This window comes from Promicromonospora noduliphila, assembly GCF_056951025.1.
Map to the genome: position 1 here is coordinate 4320375 of NZ_CM167806.1, position 18479 is coordinate 4338853.

Below are 18479 nucleotides of genomic sequence, written 5' to 3' on the forward strand. Positions count from 1 at the left end.
TCCACCAAGTTGTCGCCGGGCTGTGACCTCTGGCCATCGGTCGGTCACGGGCGGTTCACCGGGAGGGTCCCGAACTCAGTCCAGCCGCAGGTCGACGGTGGGGATCGCGGGGTCGCCCTTGGACAGCCGGCGCGCCCCGCGCGGCAGCTCCGCACGCACCATGCCATGGTTGATCGCCGCGTTCGAGACCCCGTACGGGCCCACCCAGCGCGAGTCGACGGCGCCGTCGACCACCAGCGGAGCGAGCAGCGGCCGCAGGTCGTCGCTCTGCGGCGCCCACTCCGTCACCGCGGCGTCCGGGCCGGTCACCATGATCTCCTCGATCGCGTACCCGTCGCGGCCGTAGCGCCGGGCGGCCGCCTTGCGGCCGCCCACCGACACCTTGTTCGCGGACGCCTTGGCCACCGGCTGCAGCACGCCGGACGCGTCGGCGCGGGCGACCAGCTTGTAGACCATGCCGCAGGTGGGCGCGCCCGACCCGGTCACGAGCGACGTGCCGACGCCGTACACGTCAACGGGCATGGCGGCCAGGGACGCGATGGCGAACTCGTCGAGGTCGGAGGTGACCACGATCTTGGTGTCCCGCGCGCCGAGCTCGTCGAGCTGGCGGCGCACCTCCTGCGCCAGGCCGCCGAGGTCGCCCGAGTCGAGGCGCACGGCGCCCAGCCCGGTGCCGGCCACCTCCACGGCGGTCGCGACGCCCTGCTTCACGTCGTAGGTGTCGACCAGCAGGGTTGTACCCGGACCCAGCGCGGCGACCTGCGAGGCGAACGCCTCCCGCTCGGTGTCGTGCAGCAGCGTGAACGCGTGCGCGGCCGTGCCGATCGTGTCGAGCCCGTACCGCATCCCGGCCTCGAGGTTGGACGTGCCGGCGAACCCGCCGATCACGGCCGCCCGCGCCGCCGCGACGGCCGCCTGCTCGCTCGCCCGGCGCGACCCCATCTCCAGCACGGGGCGGCCGCCGGCCGCGTTCGTCATGCGCGACGCCGCCGACGCGACCGCCGAGTCGTAGTTCAGGATCGACAGGATCAGGGTCTCCAGCAGCACGGCCTCCGCGAAGGTGCCCTCGACCTGGAGCACCGGCGAGCCGGGGAAGAACACCTCGCCCTCGACGTAGCCCTGGATGGTGCCGGTGAACCGGTAGTTCGCGAGGTAGTCGAGCGTCCGGCGATCCACCACGCGGTTCTCCTCCAGGAACGCCAGCTCGGCGTCCTCGAAGACGAAGTGTGGCAGCGCTTCCAGTACGCGACCGGTGCCGGCCAGGACGCCGTAGCGGCGGCCCGCCGGCAGGCGGCGCGTGAACACCTCGAACACGCAGTGCCGGTGGGCGGTCCCGTCCGCGAGCGCCGCCTGGAGCATGGTCAGCTCGTAGCGGTCGGTCAGGAGCGCGACCGACGGGCGCACCGCCGGAAGGGGTGCTGCGGGAAGCGGCCGCGGTTCATCGACACCGTTGTCGAACGCAGGCCACGAGTCTGTGAGCGGGGCGTCGATGCCCCGAAGCTCGTCGGTCATGCACTCACGGTAGGCCAGAGAGGTGGCCAGGGTCGGGCGAACAGGGCCAGGACGGCCTCTTGTCTCACCATGCGGATCGTGGTCCTCGCCACTACTTCTGCCCCACGAACCAGCGCCGGACCTGGGCCACCCGCGCGGCGAGCTGGTCGGCGGTCGCGAGCGGCACCTCCGGCCCGCCGCACGTGCGGCGCAGCTCGGTGTGCACGACGCCGTGCGGCTGCCCGCTGCGCTTGGCCCAGGCCGAGACGAGCTTGGACAGCTCCTTGCGCAGCTCGGCCGCGCGCCGGTGCTCCTGCTCGGACCGCTCGTTCTCCACCTCGCGGGCGGTCGGGGCTCCCCCGCGCGCCTTGAGGTGGTCGGCCTGGCGCTGCCGCAGCAGCGTGGCCACCTGGTCGGGCTCCAGCAGGCCGGGCAGGCCGAGGAAGTCGAGCTCCTCCGCCGAGCCGACGTCGGCGCCGGTGCCGAACTCGCCGCCGTCGAACAGGACGCGGTCGAACGACGCCTGGGCGTCGAGCGCCTGGAACGAGCCCTGGAGCTCGCTCGACGCCTTCTCCTCGCGGTTGGCCTCCGCGATCAGCGCGGCCTCCGGGTCGTACTCGATGCCCTGCTCCTCGGCCGTGCGCGGCCGGTCGAGCGCGTGGTCGCGTTCCTGCTCCATCGAGTTCGCGAGGTTCAGCAGGGGCGCCACGCTGGGCAGGAAGATCGACGCCGTCTCGCCGCGCTTGCGGGCGCGCACGAACCGCCCGATCGCCTGCGCGAAGAACAGCGGGGTGGAGGCACTGGTGGCGTAGACGCCGACGGCGAGGCGCGGCACGTCGACGCCCTCCGACACCATGCGCACCGCGACCATCCAGCGGTCCTCGCTCTGCGCGAACTCCTCGATGCGCCCGGAGGCTCCCTCGTCGTCGGACAGGACGACGGTGGGGCGCTTGCCCGTGATCTCGTGCAGGTGCTTGGCGTAGGCGCGCGCGTTGTCCTGGTCGGTGGCGATGACCAGGCCTCCGGCGTCCGGCACCGTGCGGCGCACCTCGGTAAGACGCTTGTCGGCGGCCGAGAGCACCGACGGGATCCACTGCCCCTCCGGGTCCAGCGCGGTGCGCCAGGCCTGGCCGGTCATGTCCTTGGTCATGGCCTCGCCGAGGCGGGCGCTGACCTCGTCGCCCGTCTTGGTGCGCCAGCGCATGTCGCCGGCGTACGACATGAACAGGACGGGCCGGACCACGTGGTCGCGCAGGGCCTCGCCGTAGCCGTAGGTGTAGTCGGCCTTGGAGCGGCGGATGCCCTCCGCGTCGGCCTCGTACTCGACGAACGGGATGGCTGAGGTGTCGCTGCGGAACGGGGTGCCGGTGAGCGCCAGGCGGCGCTCCGCGGGATCGAAGGCCTCGCGGACGGCGTCGCCCCAGCTCAGGGCGTCGCCGCCGTGGTGAACCTCGTCGAGGATCACGAGGGTGCGCGCCGCCTCTGTGCGGGCCCTGTGCAGCGCGGGCTTGGCCGCGACCTGCGCGTAGGTGAGCGCGACGCCGTCGTAGTGCGAGCCGTGCCTGCCCTGCGAGTTCTTGAACTGCGGGTCGATGCGGATGCCGACGCGAGCAGCGGCGTCGGCCCACTGGGTCTTGAGGTGCTCGGTGGGCGCGACCACGGTGACCCGCCGGACCACGCCCAGCTCAAGGAGCTCGGTGGCGATGCGGAGCGCGAACGTCGTCTTGCCCGCGCCGGGGGTGGCGACGGCCAGGAAGTCCCGCGGGTTCTTCTCGCGGTACAGCTCCAGGGCCTCCGCCTGCCAGGCGCGCAGGCTCGACGCCGTACCCCAGGGGGCACGGCGTGGGAAGGCGGGACTGAGCGACGAAGCGGCCGCAGACGACGGTGTGTGGGGCAGCTGCTGCGGCTGGCTCGTCACTTCGACGAGTCGCCCTTGCCGCCGTCCTGCGGGTCGCGGAGACCGTCGTAGATCTCCTTGCACTTGGGACACACCGGGAACTTGCCCGGGTCCCGGCCGGGGACCCAGACCTTGCCGCAGAGCGCGATCACGGGCTTGCCGCTCATGGCGGACTCCATGATCTTCTCCTTGCGCACGTAGTGCGCGAAGCGCTCGTGGTCCCCCGGCTGCGTCTCCTCCCGGGTCTCCTCACGCTCGAGGACGCTCGTACCGCCCTGCGTACGGGGCTCGTCGTGCGGGTTGGAGAGTGGTTCGGTCATGCCGAGAAGTCTACGCGGGACCACCGACAGTCCCCTCGGCGGCGCGCGCTGCCACGCAGGTCCGGGCCCACGCGGCGCGCCCCGAGGGCGCGCGCCCGACAACTCGGCGGCGGAATACCTTGCGGCAGTGTCGGTGACCACGGATATAACTGTCTGCATGTCACGTCCCAGCCCCGAGAGGAGCCTCATCCTGCCCGACGACGCCGCCGCCCCAGCGACCGACCTCGCCGAGACCCTGTCCGCCACGCTGTCCGACAACCTGTCCGACGGCCTGCCCGGCGCACTGCCGCACGGCCTGGCCGGCACCCGTACCCGCGGCCTGCCCGAACCCGTCTGGCCGACTTCGGCGACAACGACGAGGCCGCCCGCCGCGCGGTGGCCGCCGTCGCCGCCATGCTCGGCCGGCCCATCCCCGAGCGGCCGAGGGAGCCGCGCTCGTCGAGCGAGTGGCTCACCCGCCGGTGGGGCGTCGAGGAGAGCACCCTCGTCAACGTCTCCCGGGACATGTCGCGCACCCTCCAGCGGCTGCACGCCTACGCCCTGCAGCGCTGGGTCGACAAGCACCCGGACGCCGTCTCGGTGTTCGGCCCCGGCGGAGCCCCGCAGCGTGCGGCGCTCGACCTCGGCAACGGCACCTCGGTGAGCGTGCCGGCCGTGGCCACCGTGCTCTTCCCCGCCGGGTCCGCCTACGACACGCCGGTCGCCATCGAGGTGGCCTACCGGTACGGCACCCCCACCGTCACCGCGTTCACCCCGCCGGGCGGGCTGGCCCTGGCCGAGCAGGTCCTCGCCGACCTGACCCGCACGCTCGAGGCCGACCACCCGTACCGCGGCGGCGTCCTGTCCGCCCGGCCGGGGAACGGCACCGTCGAGCTCACCCCGGTCAAGCACACCGTGCAGGTGCGCGGCGACGTCGTGCTGCCCGCCGACCTGTGGCGCGAGGTGGACCTGTTCTGTTCCTCCGTCACCACGCGCCGCGAGGCGCTGCGAGCCCTCGGCCACACCACGTCGCGCGGCCTGCTGCTGGCCGGCAAGCCCGGCGTCGGCAAGACGAAGCTCACGCGGGTGATCGCGACGGAGCTGGCCGGACCGCTCACGGTGGTACTCGTGACGGCGGAGGTGCTGCGCACCTGGATGACCGAGCTCTACGACGAGATCCGCGGCCTCGGCCCCTGCCTCGTGGTGCTGGAGGAGATCGACTCGGTGGCCGCGAAGGGCTCGCGCGGGGACACGTCGTTCGCCGAGTTCCTCGACGCCCTCGACGGCACCCGCAGCTCGGACGACGTGCTCACCGTGGCCACGACGAACGACCCGGACGCCTTGGACCCCGCCGTCAAGCGCCCGGGCCGCTTCGACACGATCATCGAGGTGCCGCCCCCGGACCAGGCCGGACGCACGGAGATCCTGCGCCTGTTCCTACCGCCGGACGCGCCGGTCGACGTGGACCTGGTCGCCTCGTACCTGGACGGCGCGACGGGCGCCGACCTGCGCGAGGTGGCCCGCCGCTCCATCCTGGAGCACGGCCCCGACGGTCTGACCACCAGCCGGGTCACCGACGTCGCGACGTCCGGCCGGTGGCGCCCCGCCCCGGTCGCGGGGAACTACCTCTGAGCCGTCACAGCCCCTGCCAGTCCGGCTTGTCTGCGTACGTCTGCCGGTAGTAGTCGGCGAGCTGCAGGCGGGACGCGGCCGCGTCGTCGACCAGCACCGTAGCGTGCGGATGCATCTGCATGATCGTGGCGGGCCACATGGCCGAGACCGGGCCCTCCACGAGCTGGTGCACCGCCTCCGCCTTGGCGCGCCCCGAGGCCAGCAGCACGAGGTGCCGCGCCGCCATGATGGTGGCCAGCCCCTGCGTGAGGCAGTGCCGCGGCACGTCGTCGATTGCGCCGCCGAAGAACCGGGCGTTGTCCTCGCGCGTCTGCCGGGTCAGGGTCTTGATCCGGGTGCGGGAGGCGAGCGACGAGCCCGGCTCGTTGAACGCGATGTGCCCGTCGGTGCCGATCCCGAGGAGCTGCAGGTCGACGCCGCCGGCGTCGGCGATGCTTGCGTCGTAGGCGGCGCAGGCGGCCGGGAGGTCCGCGGCGAGGCCGTCCGGGCCCTGCACCGCGCCGGGCGCGAAGTCGACGCGCGAGGCGAACTCCTTCTCGATGACGTTGCGGTACCGCTCCGGGTGCTCGGCCGGCAGGCCCACGTACTCGTCCAGCATGAAGGCACGGGCCCGCGCGAACGAGAGCCCCTCCTTGTGCCGGCGAGCCAGCTCGTCGTACACGGCGAGCGGCGACGAGCCCGTGGCCAGGCCCAGCACCGCCTCGGGGCGGGTGCGCAGCAGCCCTTCGACGGCGTCCGCCGCCAGCCGGGCCAGCTCGTCCGCCGGCGCGATCACGACCTCCATCAGCTTCTCCTTCCCAGCACCGCGGCGCCCACGGCCGCGACCGGGACGTGCGTGGGTGCGAGCCGCACCCGTTCCGCCAGCTTGAGCGACCCGAGGAACTGCGACACCTTGGCCTGCTCGCGCAGCGCGTCCTGCACCGCGTCCAGCAGCTCCGTGCCAAGCTGCGCGACGCCCCCGCCGAGCACCACGTGGCGCACGTCGGTGGTCAGCACCAGCAGCCGCACGGCCGAGGCGACCGAGTCGGCGAACCTGTCCTTGACGGCGATCGCCGCCTCGTCGCCCGCGCGGGCCGCCTCGAACAGCTCCACCGGCGCCGGCTTGCCGCGCCGCGACGGCCATGCGGCCTCCAGCGCCTTGCCCGAGGCGAACCGCTCCAGGCAGCCGCGCTGGCCGCACGGGCACTCCGGCCCGAGCGGGTCCACGGGGATGTGCCCGATCTCCCCCGCCGCGCCGCTCGCGCCGCGTCGAAGCTGTCCGTCGAGCACCAGGCCGGACGCCAGGCCGGTGCCGAGCGCGAGGAACGCGAGATCCTCGTGGTCGCGCGCCCCGCCGGCCTGGTCGGCGTGCTCGACCGACCGTTCGAGCACGTGCGCCGCGCCGACGGCGGCCACGTTGAGGTCGTTCTCCACCACCACCGGCACCCCGCCGAGCTGGGCGGACAGCAGGTCGGCGAGCGGCAGCTCGTCGTCGTGCACCCCGAGGTTGACCGCGTGCTTCACCGTGCCCGACGTGTGGTCGACGATGCCTGGAATACCCAGCCCGACGCCGGCCAGGGCGCCGAGCTCCACCCCGCCGGACGCGACGACGTCCCGCACCGCCTGCGCCGCGCCCGAGACCAGGCCCTCCGCGCCGTGCACCGTGGACCGGCGCACGGTCGCGACGACCTCACCCTCCGGGTCCAGGAGGGCGCCGAGGATCTTGGTGCCGCCGATGTCGAGGCCGACCGTGTACCTCGCCTGCCCGCCCATCAGCCCTTCACCGCGCCGGAGACCAGACCACCGGTCATCCGGCCCTGGACGATCAGGAAGAAGATCACCGCGGGGATCGCGATGAGCACCGACCCCGCCATCACGGCTCCCCAGTTGGTGGCCTGCGTGGCCTGCAGGAACGTGCGCAGCCAGAGCGGCAGCGTCATCGCCTCGGGCCGCTGCATGATGACCAGCGCCATGACGAACTCGTTCCACGCCTGGATGAAGGCGAACACGCCGGTGGCCACCAGGCCAGGGGCCAGCAGCGGGAACGTCACGCGCCAGAACGCGCCCGCCCGCGAACACCCGTCGATCATCGCCGCCTCCTCCAGCTCTTTGGGTACACCATTGACGAATCCGCGCAGCGTCCAGATGGTGAACGGCAGCACACCTGCCGAGTACACGAGCGTCAGGCCGATGATCGTGTTGAGCAGCTGCCAGCCGTCGATGATCCGGAACAGCGAGATGATCATCGCCTCTCCGGGGATCATCTGGACAACCAGGATCAGCACGATGAAAGTCCGGCGGCCCTTGAAGGAGAACCGGGTGAGGGCGAGCGCCGCGACGAACCCCACGACGAGGACGATGACCAGGGTCAGGAACGTGACCCCTATCGAGTTGAGCACGGCGGGCGGGAACGGCGCCCGCTCCTCGCCGAACATGGCCGCGCGGTAGTTGTTCAGCGTGAACAGGTCCGGCGTCGGGAAGAAGGCCAGGTCCTCGCCGCGGATCCGGTCGTTGGGCAGGAACGACGTGCTGACCATCCAGTACACGGGGAAGACCGAGAACGCGAAGACGATCAGGGCAAGGAAGCCGAACCAGGTGTCGGCGAGGCGCCTACGGATCTTGATCACTGCTCTTCCTCCCGCAGCGTGCGCCGCACGTAGGTGTAGGAGATGGCCAGCATGACGACGACGAAGATCACGCCGATCGCGCTCGCCAGGCCGTAGTGGCCCTGCGCCATGCCCTCCTGGTAGATGTAGACGCCGATCGTGTTGGTCAGCTCGCGGTCGCCCCCGACGTCCTGCAGCACGAACACCTGCGTGAAGAGCTTCAGGTCCCAGATCATCGACAGCACGACGAGCACCGTGATGATGCTGCGCACGTAGGGCACCTGGATGAGCCGGAAGCGCTGGAACGCGTTGGCGCCGTCGATCTGCGCGGCCTCCAGCACCTCGCCAGGGATCTGCGTCAGGCCCGCGTACAGCGTGAAGGCGACGAACGGCACGGCGCCCCACACCACGATGAAGGTCAGGATCAGGTAGAACGACCACGGGTTGAGCAGCCAGGAGTGGCCGAACCACCGGTCGCCGGTGATGGCGGTGAGCAGGTTGTTCACCACGCCGTACTGCGTGTCGAAGACCCACCCCCACACGGTGGTGGCGGCCAGCGACGGCATGGCCCACGCCAGCAGCAGCCCGACCGACACCAGGAGCCGCATGCCCTTGCCGATGCGGATCATGAGCAGCGCCACGAGCATGCCGAGCACCATCGTGGTCACCACGAGGACGACCATGAGCGCGAAGCTGCGGCCCAGCACCGTCCAGAAGCCCTCGACGTCGGTCAGGACGGCCACGTAGTTGTCGAACCCGACCCACTCGGCGGGCTGGCCCATGAGCTGGGCGCGCTCGTACTCCTGAAACGACAGGACGACGAGGCGGACGACGGGGTAGCCCGTCAGCACACCGAGGAGGACCATCGCGCCCGAGAGCATCAGCCAGGGCAGATAAGGGGGCCGGCGCTTCTGCCGGATCTCTTGGCGCGGCGGCGCCGGGGAGTCGAGAAGTGCGGAACTCATGTCCTGTCTTCCTCAGGGGCGGCCGGCGGCCTCTCCCTCCGGAGAGGCCGCCGGCGTCAGGTGGGCAGTGGAGTCCCGTCCCGCCCGGGTTCTGGGGCCGCGCCGGGCGGGACGGGAAGTCGTGCTGACCTGGTCAGCTGTTGAGGATCTCCTCGATGTCCGCGTCGAGCTGCTCTGCGACCGTCTGCACGTCCTCGCCGGAGGCGATCTTCGAGAAGGCGTTCTGCAGCAGCATCTGCGACTCGACGTCGGCCCACTTCGGCGACGCCGGGGTGAGCTTGGCGTTGGCGGCCGCCTCGGCGGACGCCTTGCCGATCGACGTCTTCTGGTCGACCTGCTCGAACAGCGAGGTCTTGGCCGGGAACAGGCCGATGCCAGCGAGGATGGACTGGTACTCGTCGCTGAGCAGGATCTCGTAGGCGCTCATCGCGAGGTCCGGACGGGCCGACTTCTGCGCGATGGCGATGTTCGAGCCGCCGGCGAACACCTGGGCGGCGCCGCCGTCCTTGCCCGGCAGGGCGAAGCCCTCGAGGTCCGAGCCGTAGGTGGACGCGCAGCCGGGCACGCCCTCGGGGTCCTCGGGCTCCTCCGGAGCGTTGATGGACCACTGGATCCAGCTCGGCGCCGAGAGGAAGGCGACCTTGCCCTCGCAGAACGGCACCTGGAGGTCGGCCTCGTTGGTGTCGGCCGGGGCGTTGTTGCCCTCGGTCATGATCGTCTGGATCTGCTCGAGGCCGGCCAAGCCGCCCTCGGACGAGAAGCCGGCGTCCCACGTGCCGTCCTCGGCCTGCTCGGCGACGTAGCCGCCGTTCTCCCAGATGAACGGCAGGGCGTTGTACCAGTCCTGGCCGGGCCAGTAGACGCCGGACACGTCGTCGGTCTTCAGGTCGACGGCGCTCTGGACGTACTCGTCGAGGGTGGTCGGGACCTCGGCGTCGCCGAGGACCTGCTTGGAGTAGAAGACCACGCGCGAGCCCGAGTAGTAGGGCAGGGCGTAGTGCTTGCCCTCCCAGTCACCGGCCTCGACGAAGCCGGGGAGCAGGTCGGAGCCGCCGAGGGACTCGAACTCCTCCGCGGTGATCTCGCGGAAGTAGCCCGCCGAGGTGAACGCGGCGGCCTGGGTGTTGCCGATCTCGACCACGTCGGGGGCGTCCGAGCCGGACAGCGCCGTCGTGTACTTGTCGACCAGACCCTCCCAGGCCTGCTCCTCGATGGTGAGCGTGCTGCCCGGGTTCTGCTCCTCGAAGGTCTCCTTGAGGTAGTCGCGGGCCTCCTGCGGCGTGTCGGAGCCGACGAGCCAGACCCGGACCTCGCCGGGGCCGGTCTCGCTCGGCTCGGAGCTGGTGGCCCCGCCGGCGTTACCGCACGCGCTGAGCGCGAGCGTCAGGGTGATCGCCGACGCCGCGGCGCCGACGAGACGGTTCTTGTTCACGTTGTTCCTCCCGGGATACGACCGTGTGTCGCGGTGGTGCATGGTCAGAGCTCGATGGGATGCCCGCCGCCGACACGTGCGCGCTGATGCTCACGAGACCCCCAGCTGGGCGGAAAGCACGAGGACGGCGGCGCCCGCCAGCACGACGTCCTCGTCGAGTGCGGCCATCCGTAGCTGCAGGCCCGAGTTGATGGCCGACATGGTCCGCTGACGGATGGTGTCCAGCGCTGCCTCGCGCAGGGGGCCGTCGAGCAGGTCGCGCGGACCGCTCAGCAGCACCTCCGTGAGGTTGAGCGCGCTGACGACCGGGGCGAGGGTGACACCAAGCACCCGGCCGGCCGACGCCAGAGCGGCGTCGGATTCTGCTGTGCTCCTGTCCGCCACCGCGCGCCGCAGCGCCGGCTCGGACAGCACGGTCTCGAGGCAGCCCGCACGGCCGCAGGCGCACGGCTCGCCGTCGTCGACGACGGTCACGTGGCCGATCTCGCCGGCGGCGTCGCGCTGGCCGTGCACCCGCACGCCGTCGACCACCACGCCGGCGCCCACGCCCGCGCCGACGGTGACCACGAGCATGCTGCCCGTCGCCCCGCCGTAGGTGAACTCGCCGAGTGCGGCCGTGTTGGCGTCGTTCGCCACGTGCACGGGCAGGCCCAGGCGCTCGCCCAGGAGCTCGGCGAGCGGCACGTCGTACCAGCCGCGGTTGGGCGCCTCGACGACGCGCCCGTCCAGGTCGATGATGCCGGGCGAGCCGACGCCGACGCCGATCACCGGGTGGTTCGCGGCGGCCACGAGCCGCCGGACGAAGCGGGTGAGCAGGTCGACCAGCTCGTCCCCGGTGCGCCCGTCGATGTCGAGCTGACGGCGGACCACGATCTCGCCGGTGAGGCTGAGCACCGCGCCGCGCATGTGGCCGCGCTCGGTGAGGTCCACCGCGACGATCTGGTAGGCGTCGGTGCGCAGGCCCACCAGGATCGCCGGCTTGCCGACGCGCTGGCCGGGCCGCGTGCCCAGCTCCTCGACCAGGCCCTCGGTGATCAGCACCGAGACCAGGTCGGAGATGGTGACGCGGGTGAGCGAGGTGGCTCGTGCGAGGTCGGCCCGGGAGGTGGGCCCCTCGTGGAAGAGGTGCTGCAGCACCAGTGAGCGGTTGTGCGCCCTGGCGTGCTCCGGGAGCACCTTGGACGTCGCGCGCAGACGTGCGCCGAGCCCTCGCCCGGTGCCGTTGCGTTCTGTCGCCGTCGCCATGTTTGTTAGTAGACCTCCTTAACAGAGTCCTGTCCATTGCCCGGTATGACCCGTAACCAGACTGTTACGTGGGTCACGCTGCCCGCTGGCATAGGACGCGCCCTGCTCGACGTATCGGATTACTTCACGTGCCTGACGAATCCGAGCCTGCACTACGTCGGCCGCGCGGGCACGGCGTGACCGGAACGTGATCAAGAGCGGCGCAAAACCGGTGAAAAAACCGGTCACCAGGCCCACAAGTTCACAAAGGGATCACAGTTCTCAGGTGGGGCGCGTTCCGGCCCTGCGGGACTCCTACGCTCGTGCCATGAAGCGCAACCGGTCGGTCCGGGGGGACGCGGGCCTGCTCCCGCGCCGACTTGTCCACACCCTCCTCGCGGCGGTCGTCGGGGGGACGCTCGCCGTCGCTCTCGCGGCCTGCTCCGGCGATGGAGCGGGAGAATCCGGCGCGGACGTCGCGACCGACGGCGGCGCGGCGCGCGGCGAGCTGGTCGCCCCCGAGGCCGCGACGGGCACGGCCGCCGATGCGGCAGGCACCGTCGGCCTCGCCGAGGCGCCCGAGGAGGCGGTGGACCGCGAGCTCATCACCACCGGCAACGCCACGCTCGCGGTGGACGACCCGTTCGAGGCCGCCGAGCAGATCGCCGGCCTCGTGGAGGAGGCGGGCGGCCGCGTCGAGGCACGCGACGAGCAGGCCGGGTCCGACGGCGAGCCGGGCAGCGCGTCGATGACGCTCCGCATCCCCGCCGACCGGGTCTCGGCCACGCTCGACGCCCTGGACGAGCTCGGCGACGTGCGCGACCGGCACGTCGAGACGGTCGACGTCACCGGCACCGCGCAGGACCTCGACGCGCGCATCGAGGCGCTCCGTACCTCGACCGACCGCCTGCGCGAGCTCATGGCCGAGGCGGACCGCACCGCCGACCTCATCCAGATCGAGGCCGAGCTCTCCACCCGTCAGGCCGAGCTCGACGCCAAGGTCTCCGAGCGCAACCGGCTCTCGGACGAGGTGGCGATGTCCACCCTGCGGGTCGAGATCGTCGCGGAGGACGCCCCGGCGGCCCAGGCGCAGCCCGAGGGCTTCCTCGGCGGCCTGTCCGCGGGGTGGAGCGCGATGGTGAGCACGTTCAACGTGGTGGTCCTCGTGCTCGGCGCGCTCCTGCCGTGGCTCGTGCTGGCGGGCGTCGTGCTGCTGGTCGTGTTCGGCGTCCGCAGGCAGGTGGCCAGGAACCGGCCCGCGGGGCCGGCGTCGCCCGCCGCCAAGCCGGAACCCGCACCCGCGGACTGACCGGGGTGGGTCAGTCCGTGACCGCCAGCGCGTCGATCTCCACGAGCATCTCCTCGCGCGGCAGGCCCACGAACACCGTGGTCCGGCTCGGCAGCACGCCGCCGGGGCAGTGCTTCGTCACGAACTCGCCGTAGGCCTCGTTCATCGCCGCGAAGTCCTCGCGCTTCGTGAGGTAGACCCGCAGCATCACGACGTCGTCGAACGTGGCGCCGCCGGCCTCGACGATCGCGCGGACGTTCTCCAGCGTGCGGGTGGTCTGGGCGGCCACGTCGCCGGGGTGCAGGTACTCCCCCGTCGCCGGGTCCACGGGGCCCTGCCCCGAGACCTGGACGAACGGGCCCTTGCGCACGCCCTGGTGGAACGTGTGCGCGGGTGCGGGGGCGTCCGGGGTGGAGACGGCGGTCTTGGCGGTCATCGGGTTCTCCTTGCTGGTGGTCAGGCGGCTTGCGGGGGTCGTCAGGCGGTGGGTCAGAAGCTCAGCGTGATCTGCTCGGCGACCTCGTCGCCGCGGGTCACCAGGGCGGTGCGGTACTTGTCGAGCGTGGTGCAGGGGTGCGAGATGCCGAAGCCGACCACGTCGCCGGGCGCGATCGGCGCGCCCGCCTGCCCGTCGCCCTCCGCGACCGGGTCGACGGACAGGTAGCCGTGCTGGTCGTTGAGCGCGGTCACGCGCACGCCGGTCAGCTCGCGGGACACGCCCAGCCGGCCGGCGCCGTCGGCGGTGCGCACCACGAGCGGCGTCGGCAGGTCGATGTCGAACGACACGTCCCTGCGCCCCAGGCCGCAGATGGCCAGCCCGGGCTCCGGCACGGACAGTACCGAGGCCCACACCGTGATCGCGGGCCGCAGCGGCTCGGCGCCCAGCCGCGTCCACGGGTCGTTGCGCAGGTAGTGGCCGTGGTCGTGCGTCACGTAGGCGCCGGACCGCAGCACGACCCGCGTCGGCACGACGGCGCCCGCGGCGTCCTGGACCGGTGCGGCGAGGTGCCGCGCGACGACGTCGGCGAAGGCGCTGCCGCCCGCGCTCAGCACGACCGGCCCGTCCACCAGGCCCGCGATCCGGGCCCCGGATTCCCGCAGCGCATCGCACCACTGCCCGACGGCGGTCAGCTCGTCGGTGCTGCTGCCGCCCGCCACCGACCCCTCGTAGCCGGCGACGCCGACCAGCCGCAGCCCGGCGTCGTGCACCCGGCCGGCGAGCGCCACGACGTCGGACACGGTGCGTACGCCGGTGCGGCCGCCGGGGACGCCGAGCTCGACGAGCACACCCAGCCGCTCGACGGCCTCGGGCGCGGCGTGCGCGAAGCCGTCGGCGAGCAGGTCGACGCCGCGCGCGGAGTCCACGTAGACCCAGACCTCGTCGGCGGTGCCGTCGGTGAGGGCCTTGCGGAGCCACGCGATCTCGCGGGGGTCGACCAGCTCGTTCGCCAGGAAGGCGCGGCGCGCGGCGCCCGGGACGGCCCAGCCGAGCGCCGTCCGGAGCTGCGCGGGCGTCGCCACGGAGGTGCCCCACGCGCCGGCGGCGGCCTGCCGCTGCCAGATCTCGCGGGACATGTGCGTCTTCACGTGCGGCGCGTGCTCGACGCCCGCTGCGGCGAACACCCCCGCGACGGTGGCGATGTTGTGGTCCAGCGCGGCCTCGTCGAGGGTCAGCAGGGGCCAGGAGAACTCAGGGTCGTCGATGCGTTGCACCAGACCATCCTGCCGTGCGATGCGGCCCGTCAACGACACGGGGTCACGCGTCGTTCTCCACGCCGCCGTCCTCCCGCCAGCCGCCCAGGCCGGCCCAGCCGCCGACGGCGGTCTCCGCCGCCAGGTCGCGCGGGTAGCCCTCGACGCCGGGACGGGTCTGCCAGGGGTGCGGTCCGGCGAGCGGACGGTACTCGACGCCGTAGGCGTCCAGCCGCGGCAGGTGATGCCGCTCCAGACGCTCGACGAACTCCTTCGACGCGGGCGAACCCGGCTCCCGGTCCGCGCGCGGCGACCAGGCGACCTCGGCGAAGGCCGCGAGCCGCGGGAAGGTCGCGTAGTCGACGCGCCGGGCGCTGTCGAGGTGCTCGGTCCAGACCTGGGCCTGCGCGCCGAGCAGCCGGCCCGTCGCCGCACCGGTGGTCTCGGGGATGGCCAAGGCGGCCGGGAGCGGCTCGAAGGCGTACACGTCCTCGACCGTCCGCAGAAACCCGACCGGGATCGGCTCCGCGGGATGCTCCCCGGCACGATGGTCCAGGTAGACGGCCTGCTCGGGCGCCATGACGACGTCGTACCCCGCCGCGAGCGCTGCGGCGCCCTGGGCGTACCCGCGCCAGGACGTCACGATCACGTCGCGCGGCAGCAGCGGCGACACGGCCTCGTCCCAGACGACGGCGCGGCGGCCGGCGTCGGACACGTGCTGCGCCAGGCGGGCGACGAACCAGCCGTGGAGCTGCGCGACGTCGGGGACGCCGTCGGACCCGAGCAGGCCGAGCGTCCTGGCGCGCTCGACGATGTGTGGTGACTCGCGCCAGAGCGTGGGCGGCACCTCGTCGCCGCCGAGACCGATCCAGGGTGTGTCGAAGACGTCCAGCACCTCGTCCAGCACGTGCCGGAAGAACGCGAGCGATCCCTCGGACGGGTCGAGCACGTCCTGGCTGATGCCCCACGTGGTGCGCACGCCCCGACGGTCCTTGCGCGTCCCGAGCTCGGGGTAGGCGGCGACGGCGGCCTCGACGTGACCGGGCACGTCGATCTCCGGGATCACGGTGATGCCCCGGTCGCGGGCGAAGGCGACGATCTCGCGCAGGTCGTCCTGCGTGTAGAAGCCGCCGTGGGGGCGGCCGTCCCGTGCGCCGGTGCGCCAGGTGCCGACGGTGGACTCGCTGCGCCACGCGCCGGTCCGCGTCAGCTCCGGGTAGCGGTGGACCTGCACGCGCCAGCCCTGGTCGTCCGTGAGGTGGAGCTGGAGCACGTTGAGCCGGTGGGCGGCGGCGAGGTCGATGAACCGCAGCACGTCGTGCTTGGGCAGGAAGTGGCGGGCGACGTCGAGCAGCATGCCGCGCCAGGTGAACCTGGGGTGGTCCTCGATCTTCACGACAGGAACCTGGAGCTCGGGGACACTGCGGTGGTGGCCCGAAGGGCTGCGGCGGAAGGCCGCGGGGCCGGCGAGCTGGCGCAGGGTCTGGGCGGCGGCGTGCGCGCCGGCGAGGTCCGCTGCCTCGACGCGCACGGTTCCGCCGTGCGCTGGGGTTCTTGACACCGCGCCGGCCGACGACGTCGGGCGCACCTCGATCCGGTAGCCCTCGGGGGGCAGGTCGGTGGCCAGAGCGAAGACGACGTCGGTGGGTGACGGAGCACCGGGGGTTGGGCTGCTGGGCGACGGGCTGCCTTGGTCGAGGCCACTGGAAGCAGGAACGGCGGAAGATGAGCCGCCAGAGGCAAGACCGCCGGAAGCCGGGCTACTGGGAGCAGGGCTTCCTGGAGCCGTCCCGCCCGAAGCGAGACCGCCCGGACCTGGCCCGCCGAGAACCGGACTGCCCGCCGTGGTTGACGGCACCAGGTCGATGCCGAAGGCTTCCTCTGTGACCCGGCGCCACCACCGCGCCGCGGGCCGCAGGGCCGGGTCGCTCATGACCCGCGCGCCGTCCGGAAGCAGGACCGAACCGCCCGAGACCTGCGTCGACGCAGGCTCAGGAACGAGGCCAGGATCTCCGGGGTGGTGCACGGCGTCACCTTAGCGTGGCCCCCTGTTCATCCGCGGCAGGGGGCATCGGCATTCGCCGCTGGCGCTGGGTCAGCGCCACCGGTACCGCCGGGGCCTTGACCGCCGAGCGTCAGCTCGTGGCGGTGGCGGACTTATTGGCGTACACGCCCCGGTGAGATGGGCGTATGTGCCCACACGAGATCGGGTCGGGACCGCCGCAGATACCTGGGACGGGCCGGCTCACGCCGTCCGGGGGGCCGGTAGGCGATGGTGCCCCGGTCTCGGTGGGTGTGGCAGCCGATGGAGTATCGGCTGCGTGGGATGCGTCCGTTGCGGGGTCCGCTCATGCCGACCGCCGGGGTCCAACCCGGGGTCGCCGGGGCGGTGTCCTCGGTTGCCGGGGCGGTGTTCTGGGTCGGTGCGGCGGCACGGTCACGGACCGGACCAATGTGACGGTCAGCGGTCGTGCCACCGCTCCCGAACGGTGTCACGTCACCGACCCTTACCGGTGCGGGTGGTGTGGGCGCGACGAAGGCATACGTGTGCCCCGTCGGGGTGATCGTCTCGACCGCGTGCCGGCCGCCTACCTGGGTCGTCTTCTGCGACCAGCCGGGTGCCTGCTTGGCATGGTTGCACCGGGCACACAACCCTTGCCCGTTGTCCAGGCTCGTCACCCCACCCTGCGCGTGTGGGGTGATGTGGTCCAGGTGCCGGACCGGGGCGTCACACCACGGGGTGGCACAGATCCCCTGCTCGCGGGCGCGCAACAACGCTGCCAAGCCTTGTGGGTGGAACCGTGACGTGGAGGTCGTGGCCAGCAGGCGACCACGGGGGTCGACGTAGATCGACCGCAACCACGCCGCATCCGCATCGATCGCATGCGCAACCAGGTTCCGAGCCACCGGGGCTGGCACGACACCCGCACCCGCCGGGGTGCCTTCCACCACCACACCCGGCTCCTCACCACCAGGCCGGTCACCACCAGGCTGGCAGCTACCTAACCGGTCCTCCCCGGGCCGGTCCTCCCCGGGCCGGTCGATGGGCTGGTGGTCACTACCGGCGAGGAGGGTCTGGTCGGAGACCAGCAGATTGATCGTGACCGGCACCCCGTCCGCCTGTCCGGGCTGGCGTCCGGTGACGCGCTCGACCAACGTGTCGGCCATGATCTGCCCGGTCCCCCGCCCATCACCCGCAGCCTTCAGCGTCTCAGCGTGGGCTTTGAGCTGCGCGTAAGCCTGGACCCCTTGCTGCATCGGCACCAGAGCGGTCAGATACACCATCAGATCCGGAGCCGGACGCACCGACACCCCACGCTCCGAGACGGCCTTGGCGTTCCGGTTCACACACGCGCGCACATCCAACTGTGCCGCCAGTTCCTTGACCCGGGCCACCAGACGCCGCGTCCCCATCCGCGCCAGCGCCCCCAGGTTCGCCGGACCACACACCTGCTCGTCGATCTGGGCGCGGTGCTCGACCGACAGGTGCGACGTCTCCCGCACCAACAACGTCGCCCGCCACTGCGAGAGCACACCCGCCCGCAACGCCTCGAACGTGTGCGGCATACCGGTGACCCATACCCGGGCCGTGCTCAGAAACGAGGCGCCGGCGTGCGGGCTGCACCGCAGAGCCGCACCCACCTGGTTCGGCACACCACGACCACGCCGCTCCGCCCGGACACCCTGCCGAGCCTCCTCAGCACGCGTCGCCTCCTCCAGCGCCACAGCCAACCTCGCCTGCGTCGCCGTCACCGCATTCTTCACCGCCTCCAGCTCACCCAACAGGTCCACCCACTCCGCCTGCACCTCCCGCGACACCGCCGGACCCATGGAAGCAGTGGAAGCAGTGGAAGCAGTGTCCGGCACACCATCAGCACCGATGTCAGAGGCACCCGGCAAAATCATGCCCGCCAACCGCTCACGCATAGCCCGCACACCCGCCACATCAACGACATTGGCGACCGTAGGAAGCC

Annotated in this window: 15 protein-coding genes; 2 read left to right on the forward strand and 13 right to left on the reverse strand. The window is 72.3% G+C overall.

Going from position 1 to position 18479, the window contains the following annotated elements; genetic code table 11:
- Positions 1–75: 75 nt before the first annotated feature.
- From AC0QU1_RS18960 to AC0QU1_RS18970, 3 genes are all read right to left on the reverse strand, one after another.
- A complete protein-coding gene (locus AC0QU1_RS18960) occupies positions 76–1512 on the reverse strand; it encodes a nicotinate phosphoribosyltransferase (protein ID WP_483571522.1) in 1437 nt (478 codons plus the stop codon).
- Between the two features lie 91 nt (positions 1513–1603).
- Positions 1604–3409: a DEAD/DEAH box helicase gene (locus AC0QU1_RS18965; protein ID WP_483571523.1), complete on the reverse strand. Its 1806-nt coding sequence runs from the start codon at positions 3407–3409 to the stop codon at positions 1604–1606.
- Complete coding sequence (locus AC0QU1_RS18970; protein ID WP_483571524.1) at positions 3406–3708, reverse strand: DUF3039 domain-containing protein; 303 nt, start codon at positions 3706–3708, stop codon at positions 3406–3408. The genes AC0QU1_RS18965 and AC0QU1_RS18970 overlap by 4 nt, the downstream gene beginning before the upstream one ends.
- Positions 3709–4083: 375 nt before the next feature.
- Here AC0QU1_RS18970 and AC0QU1_RS18975 point away from each other — a divergent pair, with 375 nt between their 5' ends.
- Positions 4084–5319, forward strand: coding sequence for an AAA family ATPase (locus tag AC0QU1_RS18975; RefSeq protein WP_483571525.1), 1236 nt, complete (start codon positions 4084–4086; stop codon positions 5317–5319).
- Positions 5320–5323: 4 nt separating this feature from the next.
- Here AC0QU1_RS18975 and nagB read toward each other — a convergent pair whose 3' ends face one another.
- From nagB to AC0QU1_RS19005, 6 genes are all read right to left on the reverse strand, one after another.
- A complete protein-coding gene (gene nagB / locus AC0QU1_RS18980) occupies positions 5324–6103 on the reverse strand; it encodes a glucosamine-6-phosphate deaminase (protein ID WP_483571526.1) in 780 nt (259 codons plus the stop codon).
- Positions 6103–7071: an ROK family protein gene (locus AC0QU1_RS18985; RefSeq protein ID WP_483571527.1), complete on the reverse strand. Its 969-nt coding sequence runs from the start codon at positions 7069–7071 to the stop codon at positions 6103–6105. The genes nagB and AC0QU1_RS18985 overlap by 1 nt, the downstream gene beginning before the upstream one ends.
- Positions 7071–7925 (reverse strand): carbohydrate ABC transporter permease, encoded by an 855-nt coding sequence (locus tag AC0QU1_RS18990; RefSeq protein WP_483571529.1) that lies wholly within the window; start codon positions 7923–7925, stop codon positions 7071–7073. The genes AC0QU1_RS18985 and AC0QU1_RS18990 overlap by 1 nt, the downstream gene beginning before the upstream one ends.
- Entirely contained in the window at positions 7922–8869 is a 948-nt protein-coding gene (locus AC0QU1_RS18995; protein ID WP_483571531.1) for a carbohydrate ABC transporter permease, read from the reverse strand. The genes AC0QU1_RS18990 and AC0QU1_RS18995 overlap by 4 nt, the downstream gene beginning before the upstream one ends.
- A 133-nt stretch (positions 8870–9002) precedes the next feature.
- On the reverse strand, positions 9003–10301 hold the full coding sequence (locus AC0QU1_RS19000; protein ID WP_483571533.1) for an extracellular solute-binding protein: 1299 nt from the start codon (positions 10299–10301) through the stop codon (positions 9003–9005).
- Positions 10302–10391: 90 nt separating this feature from the next.
- Complete coding sequence (locus AC0QU1_RS19005; RefSeq protein WP_483571535.1) at positions 10392–11546, reverse strand: ROK family transcriptional regulator; 1155 nt, start codon at positions 11544–11546, stop codon at positions 10392–10394.
- A 307-nt stretch (positions 11547–11853) separates the two neighbouring features.
- Between AC0QU1_RS19005 and AC0QU1_RS19010 the strand changes: the two genes are divergently transcribed.
- Positions 11854–12834, forward strand: a complete 981-nt coding sequence (locus AC0QU1_RS19010; protein WP_483571537.1) for a DUF4349 domain-containing protein — start codon at positions 11854–11856, stop codon at positions 12832–12834.
- Between the two features lie 10 nt (positions 12835–12844).
- Here the strand turns inward: AC0QU1_RS19010 and AC0QU1_RS19015 are convergent, their stop codons facing one another.
- The 4 genes from AC0QU1_RS19015 to AC0QU1_RS19030 all read right to left on the reverse strand — a co-directional run bounded on the left by AC0QU1_RS19015 (position 12845) and on the right by AC0QU1_RS19030 (position 18411).
- Positions 12845–13249, reverse strand: a complete 405-nt coding sequence (locus AC0QU1_RS19015) for a RidA family protein (RefSeq protein WP_483571539.1) — start codon at positions 13247–13249, stop codon at positions 12845–12847.
- Positions 13250–13302: 53 nt separating this feature from the next.
- The gene (locus AC0QU1_RS19020) at positions 13303–14526 is read right to left on the reverse strand and encodes a type III PLP-dependent enzyme domain-containing protein (RefSeq protein ID WP_483571541.1); all 1224 of its coding nucleotides are present in this window, start codon (positions 14524–14526) and stop codon (positions 13303–13305) included.
- Between the two features lie 43 nt (positions 14527–14569).
- On the reverse strand, positions 14570–16438 hold the full coding sequence (locus AC0QU1_RS19025) for a beta-N-acetylhexosaminidase (protein WP_483576743.1): 1869 nt from the start codon (positions 16436–16438) through the stop codon (positions 14570–14572).
- Between the two features lie 224 nt (positions 16439–16662).
- Positions 16663–18411, reverse strand: coding sequence for an HNH endonuclease (locus AC0QU1_RS19030; RefSeq protein ID WP_483576744.1), 1749 nt, complete (start codon positions 18409–18411; stop codon positions 16663–16665).
- Positions 18412–18479 lie beyond the last annotated feature (68 nt).